The sequence below is a fragment of the Akkermansia sp. AE01SA01 genome, assembly GCF_036417395.1.
Classification (GTDB): Bacteria; Verrucomicrobiota; Verrucomicrobiia; order Verrucomicrobiales; family Akkermansiaceae; genus Akkermansia.
In genome coordinates this window covers 41,404-55,871 of sequence record NZ_CP143890.1, presented here as the reverse complement: position 1 = coordinate 55,871, position 14,468 = coordinate 41,404, and the positions used below count along the sequence as shown (strand labels likewise).

Genomic DNA, 14,468 nt, shown 5'->3' with positions numbered 1-14,468 from the left:
TTTTGACGCAAAAAGGCCTTCGCACCGCAGGCATGGCAACGGTGCTTCTTGACCTTTGGGGGGAGAACGCTCAGTCTGTCAGCGACATGAGTGAACATCACCATCATATTGCTGTTCTGGCCGGCGACGGCATCGGGCCCGAGGTTATGGCGGAGGCCCTGAAGGTTCTAGACGCCGTGAGCGCCAAGTTTGGATTTACCGTAAGCCGCAAGGAGGCTTTCGTGGGCGGCGCGGGCATCGACCATTGCGGCAAGGCCCTTCCCGAGGAGACCATCCGCGCCTGTGAAGAGGCGGACGCCGTTTTATTCGGCTCCGTGGGCGGTCCCAAGTGGGAGCACCTGCCCGCCAACGAACAGCCGGAACGCGGCGCCCTGCTGCCGCTGAGAAAGCATTTCGGCCTGTATGCCAATTTGCGTCCCGGCGTTTGTCTCCCCGCCCTGACGCATGCTTCTCCTATCAAGAACGAGCTGATTGAAGGCGGCTTTGACATTTTGTGCGTGCGGGAGTTGACGGGAGGGCTTTATTTCGGCCAGCCGCGTTTCCGCGAACAGGAAGGGGACGACGAAGTCGTCGTGGATACGATGCGCTACCACAAGAGCGAGATGGTGCGCATTGCCAAAGTGGCTTTCGAGGCAGCCCGCAGCCGCCGCAAGCGTGTCACCAGCGTGGACAAGGCGAATGTCCTGACCAATTCCCTCCTGTGGCGTGAAACGATGACGGAGGTCGCCAGGGACTACCCGGACGTGGAGCTGCTTCATATGTACGTGGACAATGCCGCCATGCAGCTGGTGCGCAATCCCCGCCAGTTCGACGTGCTGGTCACGGAGAATTTGTTCGGCGATATTCTTTCCGACGAGATGGCCATGATTTGCGGCTCCCTGGGGATGCTGCCCAGCGCAAGCCTTTGCCAGGGCGCCGAAGACAACGGGCTGTTTTTCGGCCTGTATGAGCCTTCCGGCGGCTCCGCTCCGGATATTGCCGGCAAGGGCATTGCCAATCCGATCGCCCAGATTCTTTCCCTGTCCATGCTGCTCCGCTATTCCCTCGGAGAAAAGGAGGCGGCGGACGCGATTGATTCCGCCGTCCGCAGCGTGATTGACCAGGGTTACCGCACGGGTGACCTGGCTACGGGCGCCGCCGGGGAAATCCGCGTGAATACCGCGGAGATGGGGAACGCCATCGTGGCGGCCCTGTAAATGCCCCTTTTACCGTTCGCAGGCGCTTCATGCACCTGCGGACCTTTTCCCTTCCCGGAAGAGAATGGAGTACTATCACCTTTCTTTTCCATTTATTCCGGCTTATGTCCGGTTCCTTTTCACAGCAAGTCATGAAAGTTCTTATCATCGGCCAGGGTATTGCCGGCAGTTGCTTGGCATGGGAGCTGAAACGGCGCGGAGCGGATTTTACGATTGCCGACCGTCCCATTGCGGAAACGGCATCCCGCGTAGCCGCCGGACTGGTGAATCCGCTGACAGGCCGCGCCTTCCGGCCCGGGTGGCGGCAGGAGGAGTGTCTTTCCGCCCTTTCCTCCTTTTACCCGGAAACCGAGCGGGAACTGGGAGGTTCATGGTGGCAGAAGACTCCCATTTTCCGGGAGCTGGAAACGGAGGATCAGCTTGAGATATGGCAGGAACGCCAGACGGCCCCGGAGTCCTGCTCTTACGCCGGTCCCCTGTTTCCGTGGCCGGAGCACTGGGAGGGCAAAGGGCAGGCGGCCTACACGCGCGGTTCCGGCGTCCTGCATGTGGAAACGATGGTGAATGCCATGCGCCGCTTTTTCTCGGAAGAGGGCCGGTTTGTAGAAGCGGAGGTGGCTCCCGACGATATTCAGCCGGCTGCAGACGGCTTTTTTCACTGGTGCGGGGACTCTTTTTCACATATTGTGTGGTGCACTGGCTGGGAGGCCGGAATGCATCCGGACATGGCCCCCCTGAAGGGCAGGCCATCCAAGGGAACGATTCTGGATCTGGAGCTGAAGGATCTGGAATGGCACGCCGGCATTCTGCATTTCGGGCACTGGCTGGTTTACAACGGATTTTTCTGGCGGTTCGGCGCCACGTACGCCTGGTCCTGGGATGCCCCGGGCGTTCCGGAAGCGCCAGCCGTCCAGGAACTGATGCTGGACATGGTTAAACGCTATTCCGGGGAAATGAACGTTATCCGCGCCCGTGCCGCTGTTCGTCCCATCATCCGGCGCAGCCAGCCCGTAGCCGGACCCATTCCCGGTTTGGAAAAGCAGTTCGTCTTTTCCGGGCTGGGAAGCAAGGGTGTTACGACATCCCCCTGGACTGCGGCGCAACTGGCGGAACACCTGGTTCACGGAGCGGTACTGCCTCCGGACCTGCTCCCCGCCGCTCTGTGGAAGTAGTATTCCCTCTTTCCGGCCTACCTTGAACGGGACATGCATTTTCCTTGTCAAAGCGCCCTGAACACGTTTACATGCGGTCTTATATGCGAGCAGAGCAGGAAAATTGGGGAAATACGGTGAAGGAGCGCCTGTTCGACCAGCGCGGCGCCGTTGTCGTGCACTGGCTGATCCTGCTCAATGTGGTCATTTTTTTCCTCGGGTTCTTTTTCCAGGTAGAAGTTCCGCGGGATATTTACCCGCCGGGGCGCCTGGACCTTGTGCAGCTGTATGGGGCCTACAGCGAGTACATGTGTTTTCACGAGGGGGAATTGTGGCGCCTGTTCACCTACCAGTTTCTGCACGCCAATCTGGGCCATATCCTGTTCAACATGATCGCCCTGTGGTTTTTCGGCCCCGTGGTGGAAGAACGTTTCGGGCATTTGCGCTTCCTGCTGTATTACCTGTTCTGCGGCGTGGCGGCGGCTCTGTTTTCCTCCCTGCTGGGTTACATGGGCTTTTTTGACCCGGAATGGCGCTTTATCCCGATGGTGGGCGCTTCCGGCTCCATTTACGGCATCATGGCCGCCTGCGCCGTGCTTTTCCCCCATGCCCGGGTCCAGCTTCTGTTCCCCCCCGTGAACCTGAGCGTACGCCAGTTTGCGCTGGTCGTGCTGGGTATTGCCTGTGCCGTGGTAATTTTCCAGTGGAATAATGCAGGCGGCGAAGCCGGCCACCTGGGCGGCATGCTGGCCGGGTTTATTTTAACGCTGCTGATCTTGCTGAAGGAGAAGCTCTCTTCTCCACGCCCCGTTTCCTATAGTCGCCGCCCCGCTCCGTGGTCTTCCCGCTCCGCTGAAAGGGAACCCTACCCTACGGAAGCAGAAGTGAATGAAGTGATGGACAAGATTTCCCGTTCCGGCCTGTCCAGCCTGACGGAGAGAGAAAGGGAAATCCTCAAGCGCGCCTCCCAGCGCTGAAGGTTTTATTGGTTTTATCCATATTTAATTTCATTTTTCTTTCTTTCTTTTCGTTCCTGCCTAAGATGCAGGCATGATGACACGGTTATATTCCTCCACCGTCCTGGGCGTGGAAGGCGTAGAAGTGGAGGTGGAAGTGGATTTCCGCCCCATGGCGGAAAAACGCACATTCATCGTGGGTCTGCCGGATACGGCCGTCAAGGAGAGCGGGCAACGCGTGGAAACGGCCATTCAGAACAGCGGATTGCCTTTTCAGCAGGGGATTTTCGTGGTGAACCTGGCTCCCGCGGATTTGAAGAAACAGGGACCCGGTTTCGATCTTCCCATTGCCCTGGGAATGATCGCCGGAGCGGCGGAGAAGCCTCTTGACGCTTCTCTCTGGTGCATCATCGGAGAGTTGGCTCTGGATGGAACCGTGCGCCCGGTGCAGGGTATCCTGCCGCAGGTGATCGAAGCGCGGCGCATGGGCAGGAAACGCATCATGCTGCCTCACGCCAATGTGCATGAGGCAGCACCCGTTCACGGTGTGGAAATTTTTCCCGTTTCCACTTTACAGGAAGCCTGGCAATTACTGACGTCCTCCGCACTGCCTGCACCTTTTACGGCACCGCAAAAGGCCGGGGACATCTCCGAAGCCAATGTCGATTTCGACGAGATCAAGGGGCAGACTTACGCGCGCCGCGCCATGGAGATTGCTGCGGCAGGCGCCCACAATATCCTGCTCAGCGGTTCTCCGGGGTCCGGCAAGTCCATGCTGGCTCAAAGACTCCCGACCATTCTGCCGCCTCTAACCCGGGAAGAAGCTCTGGAAACCAGCAAGGTCCATTCCGTATGCGGCCTGCTGAAACGCGGAAGCGGCCTAGTAACACAGCGGCCATTCCGTGCTCCGCACCACACCATTTCCGATGCAGGCCTGATGGGAGGGGGCAACAATATCACGCCCGGAGAGGTGTCTCTCGCCCATAACGGAGTGCTGTTCCTGGACGAGCTGCCAGAGTTCCGTCGTGCGACGCTGGAAACGCTGCGGCAGCCTCTGGAGTCCGGCCACGCCATCATTTCCCGCGCCTCCGGGACCATGACTTTTCCGTGCCGTTTCATGCTGGCGGCAGCCATGAATCCGTGCCCCTGCGGCTATTTGGGCGACCGGCGAAGAACCTGCACCTGTTCCCCGGCCCAAATAACGCGTTACCGCCAGAAGATTTCAGGCCCCCTTCTCGACCGGTTCGATCTTTTGATGGAGGTTCCCGCCGTAGATCCCGCCATGCTGGCGGCGGCTCCTTCCGGCGAATGCTCCGCCAGCATCCGGGAACGCGTCGTGGCCGCGCGGAAACGCCAGCAAAAAAGATATGCGGGTACCTCAATCCGCAATAACGCCGCTCTTTCCGGAAAAGCCCTGCACAAGCATTGCCGCCTGCGGCCGGAGGGACAGGCCATTCTGCTGCGCGCGGTAGAGGAACTGGCCCTTTCCGCACGGGCGTACGACCGTATTCTGAAAGTGGCCCGCACCATAGCAGATCTGGCGGACAGCTCGGAAATCCAGGATCACCATTTGTATGAAGCCGTCCAGTACCGGGCCTTTGAACGCTCCCTCCGGGAATGACCTCATCCCGGAAAACGCGCGGCCTTTAGAATGTCACGTTTCGTTCCATTCCAAAGGATAGCCTCTCCCGGACAGAGAGAGGAAAAAGGGATGGCTTCCAGACAGTTTTCTTCCCGATGGGCACGCTTGCTGCTCACCGGCTCCGATGGCGCCGGATAACCAATGCTCCCAGACCAAGCAGACCTAGAGAGACGGTAGCCGGTTCCGGAACAACTTCATAGGCTACCTGAATGTTGGTGAGCGTGTAGGGGGAGGTAGCGCTACCCGCACCGCCGCGTACCCCGGCAACCAGCTTGTACCCTTCACCCCACGTCAGTGGAGAATCCGCCATGTTCAAGGAAACGGACGTGGTTCTTGACGTGGAATCAAAGGTGAAGCCTTGCACGGTGGAAAGGTTCTGGACAAGCGTTCCGGAAGAGTCATAAACCGCCAAAACCATGGTGTAGCTGGTGATGACGGAGGTAGGCGTATCACAGGAAAAGACGATGGAGGAAACAAGGTCTCCCTGTTGGGGTCCGCCCAACACCATGGCAAAGGAATCGCCCGCCACTCCGCTTCTGCCGCAAAGGATGATGGAGCCGATATTATCATTGTTGATCCAGGTTCCCTCTCCGTTCTGGGGCCAGTTGCCCAAGCTGTTGTTGTTGCCTCCCGCATAGACCCCGATTTCACGGTTTTTTACCTTGTTCAGCAGTTGTTCTCCTGTTTGCGGCGCCATCGTCGCAGTTTGCGACAGATTGGCGGATTCAGGCAGTTCGGCAATGATGGTAGCGGCATTTGCAGTCACCACGCTGGCACAACTTATTAATACAGCACAATATCTACTTTTCATAAGTACCACATCGTAATAAATTTATTATGGCATGTCAATTTACAATTGCGAAGAAAAGCAGTTGAAATTTCCACCTTTTCTGAAATCACTCACATCCTGTTGAAACTGAAAAAACGAGCCCTTTCCGAGGAAGCTCCATCTCTGTCTTTCTCTGTACAACGTCATTAAAATCAGTTTTTTACGTAAAAACAAACGTTCCAACAAAGAGAAGATGAAATTATTGCCCCTTCATGACTTTCTGCAAGATTTTACAAGAGGCACCAGCCTTCATTGCCATAGGTCCGTTTCTTGCAGCGGGATGGATGCTCCGGTTATTTTTCCAGGCTCGCCCTTCAACGTTCCTCCGACATCCTGCCCGCCTCATCCATCACAGATGCAAAAACAGCCGTTCCGGACATCTCCACGGAACGGCTGCATGTACAGGAAGGCAAGACAGATTTAACGGATGGCTTCCAGAGCCTGCCTGAGGTCGGCAATAATGTCTTCCACCGCTTCCGTGCCTACGGAGAAACGGATGAGGTCCGGCCTGACTCCTGCTTCCATCAACTGTTCGTCCGTCAACTGGCGGTGCGTGTGGCTGGCGGGATGGAGCACGCAGGTACGGGAGTCCGCCACATGAGTAACAATGGCGGCCAGTTTCAAACTGTCCATGAATTTGATGGCCCGTTCGCGGCCACCCTTGATGCCGAATGTCACCACCCCGCAGGACTGGCCGCCGCGGAACTGTTTTTGGGCCAGGTCATGGTACTTGTTGGAAGGCAGGCCAGGATAGTTGATCCAGGCCACGTCTTCCTGTTCCTGCAGGAATTCGGCCACTTTCTGCGCGTTTTCGCAATGGCGCGGAACGCGCAAGTGGAGGGTTTCCAATCCCAGGTTGAGCAGAAAGGCATTTTGCGGAGACTGGATGGAACCCAGGTCGCGCATGAGCTGGACGGTCGCCTTGGTGATGTAAGCGCCCTTGCCGAAGCTTTTACTGTAGGAAAGACCGTGATAGGACGGGTCCGGGTCCGTCAATCCGGGGAATTTGTCCCTGTGGGCTTCCCAGTCAAAGTTGCCGCTGTCCACGATGGCGCCGCCCACGGCGGCGGCATGGCCATCCATGTATTTGGTGGTGGAATGGGTGACAATGTCCGCACCCCATTCAAAGGGACGGCAGTTGATGGGCGTGGTGAACGTATTGTCCACGATGAGGGGCACGCCGTGGGCATGGGCGATGTCCGCAAATTTACGGATGTCCAGCACGCAGAGCGTCGGGTTGGAGACGGTTTCCGCAAACAGGGCTTTCGTGTTGGGACGGATCGCTTTGCCAATTTCTTCCGCCGGGGCGTCCTGGTCCACGAAGGTGACTTCTATGCCCATTTTCCGGAACGTAACGGCGAAGAGATTGTACGTTCCCCCATAAATGGAAGCGGCGCTGACAATGTGGTCGCCGACCTCGCAGATGTTGAAGACGGCAAAGAAGGAGGCAGCCTGGCCGGAGGAAGTGAGAATGGCAGCCACGCCGCCTTCCAGGTCAGCTATTTTCCTGGCTACTGCCTCGTTGGTGGGGTTTTGCAGTCGCGTGTAGAAGAAACCAGGTTCCTCCAGATCAAACAGCTTGGCCATCTGTTCGCTGGTTTCATATTTGAATGTCGTGCTCTGGTAAATGGGAAGCACGCGGGGTTCGCCTTTTTTCGGCGTCCAGCCCGCCTGCACGCACAGGGTTTCCGGTCTCAATTCCTGATTCATGATGCAGGGATGCTATGCGATGCCCCCATCCTTGTAAAGCAGGGAAAAAAAGGACGGGAAGGCGGTGGTTCCAAATGGGCCGGGGAACAAAATATTGCGATTGCTCAGGGACGTCCCGCGGAGTGTTTTTACTGGAGTTTCCCTCCTCCTCCGGACATTGGGTGCATTTATTGAGAAGAAATTTCCACGGTGAATTGTTACGCCGGCGCCTTCTCCGCCGGAGTGGAGAGCAGTGTTTCATTCATCAGGGACGGAACACCGGATTCCCGGAAAACAGAGCCGCAAGGCCACTTTTGCCTGATTGTCTGTAGTGTTTCACGAAGACTGTCTTTTTGCCGAAAATTGGGACTGGAACAGATCCGCCCGTTCCGGAGGCTTTACACTACGCAACTGTCAACCGGAGAATTCCCGGGTTTCCCTGCCTTCAAGGCCATTTCCTTTTCACAACGGAATATTTTCTTCCATGCAGAACGTTTTCTGCGGTGAAAAATTGTTTTCCGTCCATGTTTCAGGGGGGAAGGAGCATATGCCGCTCCGCCCCTGCCGGAACCAATAGGATTATTTGATTTCCGGAAGCGGAGTGGAGATTTCTTCTTCCGTCAGATAACAGCCGGGGTCGGAACCGTACCAGTGCCCGTTGGCAAAAGCGGCTCGCGTGCGGAATCCGCCGCCGCACAGGGCAAAGTGGACGCAGCGGCCACAACGGCCTTCTATTTTTTTCTGCCGTTCCAGCGGGTCGTCGGACCCGCGCAATTCGGGCAGCATTTCCGCCGCGGCTCCCGCCTTGGCGTCCCACAAGTCGGAGAACAGGTTATTTTTCACGTTGCCGAGCGTCACGGACTGCCAGAACTGGTCCGGATGCACCATGCCCTGCGTGTCGATGTTGGCAATGCCGCGGCCGGAACTGTTCGCTCCGCCGCCGTTCCATTGAAGCAGTTTCAACGTTTCCTCCGCCAGAGGGGAACCTTCCCGGAGCTGGCGCAGCAGCAGATAAATGCCGTCCGCAGGCTGGGTAACGGTAAGCACTTCCCGGTTTTTGCCTTCCGCCTTCCATTCTTCCACTCGGGCAATGAGGGTGTCCATGGCATGGCGGGCTTCCTGCCGGGTAAGCGTTTGCACTTCCACGCCGCGGCCGGTAGGCACCAGATGGTAGAAGCAGACGCGCTGAATGTCGTTGGCGTCAATGAAGTCCAGAATCTGCTCCATGCATTGCACGTTGTTGCGGGTCAGGGTCAGGCGCAGGCCCGTTTTCTGGCCCACGTCGCTGCACAGCTTGAACCCCCGCACCGCCTGGTCAAAGGAGCCTTCCACCCCGCGGAATTGGTCATGAACGGCGCCGATGCCGTCCAGGGAGATGCCCACATACGCCACACCCAGTTCCTTGAACCGCGCGGCAGATTCCGGCGTGATGCGGGTGCCGTTCGTGGAGATGGTGACTTTCAGCCCTTTTCCCGTGGCCCGTTCCAGCAGGTCCATGAAACGGGGATGTACCAGGGGCTCCCCGCCGGAGAACAGGAGAGCGTTTACCTTGTAGTCCGCCAGATCGTCAATGACGGTACAGCATTGGTCCCAGTCCAGTTCTCCGTCAAATTTCCGGGCGGACGCGTCCGCATAGCAATGAACGCATTTGAGGTTGCAGGTACGGGTGATGTTCCATACCACAATGGGCTTGCGGACGCGGGAAGAGGCGGGAGCGCAGGATTCCACGGCTCCCCCGGCGGAACGGCCGTGCCCGTGGCCCTGGCCGTATCTCAAATGGTCCGCGGGCTGTTCCGCCCCTGTCCAAAGTCTGGTGATGTTAATCATGGTGTTGTGAAAGCCTGGGTTGATAGGGGCAGAGGTTGTCCTCCGCCATCATGTCTCCGTACACGGCGTATGCCCGGGAGCGGGAACCGCCGCAAATGGTGCGGTATTCGCAGCGGCCGCATTTGCCCAGTAGCGCGTTGTCATCCCGAAGCTTGAGGAAGAGGGGGTGCGTGCGGTACACTTCGCCCACGTCGTCCGTGCGGACATTGCCCGCCGTGATGGGGAGGAAGCCGGAGGGCTGGATGTCACCGATGTGGGAGATGAACATGATGCCCTTTCCGTCGCGCGTGGGAATGGCGCGCCGCGCCGGCGTGGCTCCCTGAGCACGTGCCTCCTGAAGGGCCACCCGGCGGTAATGGTGCCCTTCCGTGGTCTTGACGCCGAAGGAGACTTCCCGGCTGACCTCGCTGAGTTTTTTCCAGACGGCTTCCACCTGCTCCGCAGCAGGCATTTCATCCATTGCCGCCCGGCCCGTAGGAACAAGCAGGAAGACGCTCCACATGCCCGGCTGCATTTTTTTCATCAGCTCTACAAAGTCGTCGAACTCACCCAGCGTGCTCCTGGTAATGGTGGTGTTGATCTGGAGGTGCATGCCCGCCTCCTTGGCCATTTCCGCCGCGCGGAGGGTCCGTTCATACGTGTGCGGCACGCCCCGGAAGGCGTCATGCGTGGCTTCATGGGCGCCGTCCAGGCTCAGGGACATGCTTTGCACCCCCGCCTCTTTCAACGCATGAAAGTCCGCGTGCACCAGCCTGGCCGTGGCGGCAGGGCTCAAGGCCACATGCAGCCCCTTGTCCGCCGCCGCGCGGATCAGTTCCAGAATATCAGGCCTCATGATGGGGTCCCCTCCCGTCAGCACGAGCATGGGCGGCCGGAGTTCCGCCAGCCGATCAATCAGCCGCAAGGCTTCTTCATGGTCCAGTTCATCAGGATGCGGACGCGGCTGGGCCACGGCCCTGCAATGTTTGCACGCAAGGGCGCAAGCGCGCGTCACCTCCCAGAAAACCAGAAAGGGACGTTCATTGAGATCTGTTTCACTAAAAGTCGGTCGCATTCCTCAGGACTGCCACTTTAGAACAATTATTATCTTTGACCAGCCCAAAAGGAGGCATTTTCCAAAAATGGCTACTTGGCCGCTTCTTCGCGAATTTTCTGGACTTCCTTGGGCAGCTCGGAGAGGGATTTCAGGGATTCCTTCAGGTTCTGCGTGGCATTGGGGGAAAGCATGACAGCTGCCATGTGCTTGATGACGGGCTGCATCATTTCCACAAGCTGCTGCTGTATTCCCGTCAGCTTGGCCTGCTGGTTCCTGGTCAGGGGCGGCAGGGCGGCCTGCTTTTTGGCAATGTCAAGCAAAGCAGTCCGGTAATGCTTGACCTGTTTCTCGGCGGCGGCGCTAGTTTCCACATCCTTTACATTCGCCAGAGCCTCATCCAGCTTCTTTACTTCTTCCACGGTTTTTTCCAGGAGGGTTTCATGCGTATTGCCTTCCGCATCCTTCGGAAACGGTTCCGCCCGGGCAGCCTTGTCTTTGGAAGCCTGCGCCAGTTCCGTCTGAACGGACTGCAAATCTATCAGGGCTTTCTGCAAGTCCGGAGTAAGCAGGTTTTCCTTTTTGAGACGAGCAAGGGACTTCACCAGTTCTCCGGAAACTTTCTGTATTTCCACCATCTGCGCGGCAATCTGGGCCTGCTCCTGGGAAGTGGCGCCGGGCAGTTCCAACTGCCGTTTTCCCAGGTCCACCAGTTTCTCATGCACCTTCTTGACGGTTTCCACTGCGGCGGCAGCTCCAGGCTCGTCCGTCACCTTGTTCATTGCGGCGGTAATCTCCTGCATGCAGGCCACGCTTTGCTTGGTCAGGGAAGTATGGGTGTCTTGGGCAAATGCAGGCGCCGTAATGCAGGCTGCCGCGCCCAGGCCGATGAAAGCAACTGTATTATTCATGGTATTGAAGCCTTTCCGTTGTGAAAAGGTACTTCTTTCCCTGTCTTCCGTCAATCGTGACTGCCGTCACATGATGCAAAACGTTTCCGTGCCTGTTTTCTTTTCTACGGAAACCGCCGTTCCCGGAAAAGCGTTTCTTCCAGGCTTGTTTTTCATTCCGCACACGAGGATGCAACTTCCCTTCCCGGGATAAGAATACCATAAAAAAGGGCTGCCCGCAGTACAGGCAACCCTTTTGAAATTGATCAATCAGTTTCCCGGCTTAGTCGCGCTGCTGGCGGGAATAGTTATAGTAGCTCTGGAAGCTGAGTTCCGCAGGGAATTCGCTCAAGCCGCCGTTGGGATTGTATTCCTTGAGGCCGCTCATGCCGCAACGGCCCTGATAAGGAGGCCTGTAGGTGCACTTGTAGGTAGGCGCCCAGAAAGTGACAAGTTCATAGATGCCGTAGCCCATGCGTTCAAACATGGTGGCGGTACCATCCACAATGCCGACGGAGAATCCGGCGTAGTCGCCTTCGCGGCTCGTCCAGTTGATAATCCCCAGCGGGATTTCTTCAACGGAGTAAATGAGGTTGGCAAGGGCGCGGCCCAGCTTGCGGGTCGGAGTGTATTCGGAAGCGGGCGGAGCCTGAATGTCCGCACTGGCAACCCCAAGGGCTCCGGCGGCGAAAAGAGCGGAGATGATGGCACGTTTCATACTGATTGTTTATATAGTATAATTTGTCGAGGAAAAGCAACTCAAAAAAACAAAAAAACATCCGCTCTCTGCGCCTGACTCCCTTGAAAAGGAAAAAGCCGGGGACGGCAGCCTGTTCCTCTCCATTTGCGGCACAGACTCGCCGCGGGGGATGCCGCAGAAGGAAGAGCAAGGCTTCCGGGCACAGATTAAGGATGATTCTTGAAAAATGATGACAGAATGAAAAAGGCTTCATCCACATATTCCGGCACGTCATATAACGATATGTGGTCAACGCCTTCCACTCGCGGTAACTTTTGGCCCCGCTTGCCGCGCGGACATATGGATCATCGCTCATCCATTTGCTCCCGGCAGCGCTGCCCGTAACAATCCGCAGGGAATGCGTTCCTGCCGTTATCCACATAGGAAAACGGGGTCAAGTAATCAATTAACACACTGATGCCTTCAGTCCTGACGTAAGGATTTTCCAGATGCCACGGTTCACCCGTTCTTTCACCCTGGCAAGGGGCGTCAAAGGCAATGATCACCCTGTTCTGCCAATTTCCGGGCATGCAGCCCTGCCGTCTGTTCCTTGACGCCGCCCGGATGGGCGACGACGGAGGGATCCTGGAGGGAGGCATCCGATCCGTCCGGGAAATTGATAAAGGCCGCCCCTGTGACTCCTGCCCGTTCCGGTTCGCGGACGTAATTTTTCTGCTTCCTAACAAGGTTACGGCCATTTTGCAGCACGCAGCGCTCATGACGGCGGCACGCCTGTACCGGCCCACCTCGCACAACAGCCACGATCAATGATCGTCCGCATCCATTTCCGGCCTGGGGTCTCTCGTCATCAGTTCCGTCAGGACTTCCATCGGCGCCTTGGACTCATAAAGCACGGCGTAAACAGCGTCTATCAGAGGCGTGCGCACCTTCAATTTCCGGGCGATTTCATACACGGATAGCGTGTTGGGCACTCCTTCCGCCACCATGCCCAGGGTATCCAGGATTTCCTGAAGGCTTTTTCCTTCCGCCAGCCTGCGCCCCACCGTCTGGTTGCGGGAATGGCGGGAATAGCAGGTGACAATGAGGTCTCCCACCCCGGAAAGGCCCATGAAAGTTTCCCTACGGCCTCCGCTGGCTACGCCGATGCGCGTCATTTCAGCCAGCCCGCGCGTCAGCAGGGCGGCCTGGGCGTTATCCCCCAGGTTCAGTCCCTCGCATAATCCGGCTCCAATGGCAAAAACGTTCTTGATGGTCCCCCCCAGCTGCATTCCGATGATGTCCGTAGCGGAATAAACCCGGAAGGTCTTGGAGGCAAATATCTGCTGCACCCAATCCGCATATTGCGGATCCTCAAAACCAATCAAGGAGGCGGAGGGAAGACCCAGGCAAATGTCTTCCGCATGGTTGGGACCGGAAAGCACGCCGATGGGATTTGAAGGGAGATATTCCTGGAGAATTTCCGTCATTCTTTTATGGGTTCCCTGTTCAATGCCCTTGGTGCAGGAGACAATAACGGCATCCGACCGCACGGGCAGATCACGCAGCTGCTGCGCCACGGAACGCATGGCTACGGAAGGCACCACCACCACGATCAGTTCCGCATCTTTCACCAGGTTCAGGTCACAAGTGGGATGAATGTTGGGAGCCAGGGGAGCGGCGGTTTCAGATAGAACAGGGTTGCGTCTCGTTTCCGCCAGTTCCCTGGCCTGGGCCTCCACCGGAGTCCACAGCACAACCTCGCATTCCCTGGTTGCCAGCACCATGGACAAAGCCGTGCCCCAGGAACCGGCGCCGATCACCGCTATTTTATGTAACCGATTTATCATCTTACTTGGACTTTTTGGAGTAGAAGGAGTGTTCCGTTCCATTGAACAGTCTTGCCATGTTGGAACGGTGTTTGAAAATGACCAGCAGGCCGATCAACGTAAAAAAGGCAATATAGAGAACCTGGGACGAGATGCTTCCTCCCTCGGCGAGCGGATACATCCACCATCCCGCCACGATCATCGCAACCGCCGCCAGAATGCTGGCCAGGGAGACGATGCCGGATATTCCTACGAGCACCAGCCACGTAGCCAAAGCCGTACAGGCCACTGCCGGATTGAGGGCAAAGAGAACGCCCGCCGTTGTCGCCACGCCCTTTCCCCCCTTGAATCCGAGAAAACAGGTGTACGTATGGCCCAACACCACGGCAAAACATACCAGGACCACCGCCGTGTTGAAGTCCCATCCGGCACTGTCCCCGGTCAGAAACGGCAGCCAGTGCAATGCGCCAAATACGGGAATGAACCCTTTCAGAAAGTCCAGGACAAATACCGGTGCGCCCCACCGCCAGCCCAGCACGCGCCATGCGTTGGTAGCGCCAATGTTGCAAGACCCTTCCTTTCTGAGATCAAGCCCCCTGCACCTGCCGGCAAGGTAGCCGAACGGAACCGCTCCCACCAGATAGGAGGCCGCAATGTAGAGAACTATCCAGGCAGTCATTTCGTGTGGAAAGCATTCTACCCCTGCACCGGGGAAATGACAATTGAGAATTTCCCGGACCCGGACCGCCG

Annotated in this window: 12 protein-coding genes and 1 pseudogene; 4 read left to right on the top strand and 9 right to left on the bottom strand. The window is 57.4% G+C overall.

Features of this window, described 5'->3' with window-relative positions; genetic code table 11:
- The first annotated feature begins 86 nt into the window (after positions 1-86).
- The 4 genes from leuB (at position 87) to V3C19_RS00190 (ending at position 4,924) form a co-directional block, all read left to right on the top strand.
- Positions 87-1,196 (top strand): 3-isopropylmalate dehydrogenase, encoded by a 1,110-nt coding sequence (leuB, locus tag V3C19_RS00205; RefSeq protein ID WP_295932103.1) that lies wholly within the window; start codon positions 87-89, stop codon positions 1,194-1,196.
- A 131-nt stretch (positions 1,197-1,327) separates the two neighbouring features.
- Positions 1,328-2,368, top strand: a complete 1,041-nt coding sequence (locus V3C19_RS00200) for an FAD-dependent oxidoreductase (protein WP_295932106.1) — start codon at positions 1,328-1,330, stop codon at positions 2,366-2,368.
- Positions 2,369-2,451: 83 nt separating this feature from the next.
- A complete protein-coding gene (locus V3C19_RS00195) occupies positions 2,452-3,324 on the top strand; it encodes a rhomboid family intramembrane serine protease (protein ID WP_161981348.1) in 873 nt (290 codons plus the stop codon).
- 73 nt (positions 3,325-3,397) lie between these two features.
- Positions 3,398-4,924 (top strand): YifB family Mg chelatase-like AAA ATPase, encoded by a 1,527-nt coding sequence (locus V3C19_RS00190; RefSeq protein WP_295932109.1) that lies wholly within the window; start codon positions 3,398-3,400, stop codon positions 4,922-4,924.
- Positions 4,925-5,057: 133 nt separating this feature from the next.
- Here V3C19_RS00190 and V3C19_RS00185 read toward each other — a convergent pair whose 3' ends face one another.
- The 9 genes and pseudogenes from V3C19_RS00185 to plsY all read right to left on the bottom strand — a co-directional run bounded on the left by V3C19_RS00185 (position 5,058) and on the right by plsY (position 14,397).
- Positions 5,058-5,714 (bottom strand): PEP-CTERM sorting domain-containing protein, encoded by a 657-nt coding sequence (locus tag V3C19_RS00185; protein ID WP_161988156.1) that lies wholly within the window; start codon positions 5,712-5,714, stop codon positions 5,058-5,060.
- Between the two features lie 480 nt (positions 5,715-6,194).
- Entirely contained in the window at positions 6,195-7,484 is a 1,290-nt protein-coding gene (locus V3C19_RS00180; protein ID WP_295876200.1) for an aminotransferase class I/II-fold pyridoxal phosphate-dependent enzyme, read from the bottom strand.
- A gap of 558 nt (positions 7,485-8,042) precedes the next feature.
- On the bottom strand, positions 8,043-9,290 hold the full coding sequence (locus V3C19_RS00175; RefSeq protein ID WP_130084053.1) for a radical SAM protein: 1,248 nt from the start codon (positions 9,288-9,290) through the stop codon (positions 8,043-8,045).
- The gene (locus V3C19_RS00170) at positions 9,283-10,242 is read right to left on the bottom strand and encodes a radical SAM protein (protein WP_238623824.1); all 960 of its coding nucleotides are present in this window, start codon (positions 10,240-10,242) and stop codon (positions 9,283-9,285) included. The genes V3C19_RS00175 and V3C19_RS00170 overlap by 8 nt, the downstream gene beginning before the upstream one ends.
- Positions 10,243-10,415: 173 nt before the next feature.
- Positions 10,416-11,234, bottom strand: a complete 819-nt coding sequence (locus V3C19_RS00165; protein WP_130084051.1) for a hypothetical protein — start codon at positions 11,232-11,234, stop codon at positions 10,416-10,418.
- A 262-nt stretch (positions 11,235-11,496) separates the two neighbouring features.
- Positions 11,497-11,931, bottom strand: coding sequence for an exosortase system-associated protein, TIGR04073 family (locus V3C19_RS00160; protein WP_130084050.1), 435 nt, complete (start codon positions 11,929-11,931; stop codon positions 11,497-11,499).
- Positions 11,932-12,119: 188 nt separating this feature from the next.
- Positions 12,120-12,573, bottom strand: a pseudogene (locus V3C19_RS12805) (hypothetical protein).
- Between the two features lie 143 nt (positions 12,574-12,716).
- Positions 12,717-13,739: an NAD(P)H-dependent glycerol-3-phosphate dehydrogenase gene (locus V3C19_RS00150; RefSeq protein WP_130084049.1), complete on the bottom strand. Its 1,023-nt coding sequence runs from the start codon at positions 13,737-13,739 to the stop codon at positions 12,717-12,719.
- A gap of 1 nt (position 13,740) precedes the next feature.
- Positions 13,741-14,397 carry a glycerol-3-phosphate 1-O-acyltransferase PlsY gene (gene plsY / locus V3C19_RS00145; protein WP_130084048.1) on the bottom strand — a complete coding sequence of 219 codons (657 nt, stop codon included), beginning with the start codon at positions 14,395-14,397 and terminating at the stop codon, positions 13,741-13,743.
- Positions 14,398-14,468: the final 71 nt, after the last annotated feature.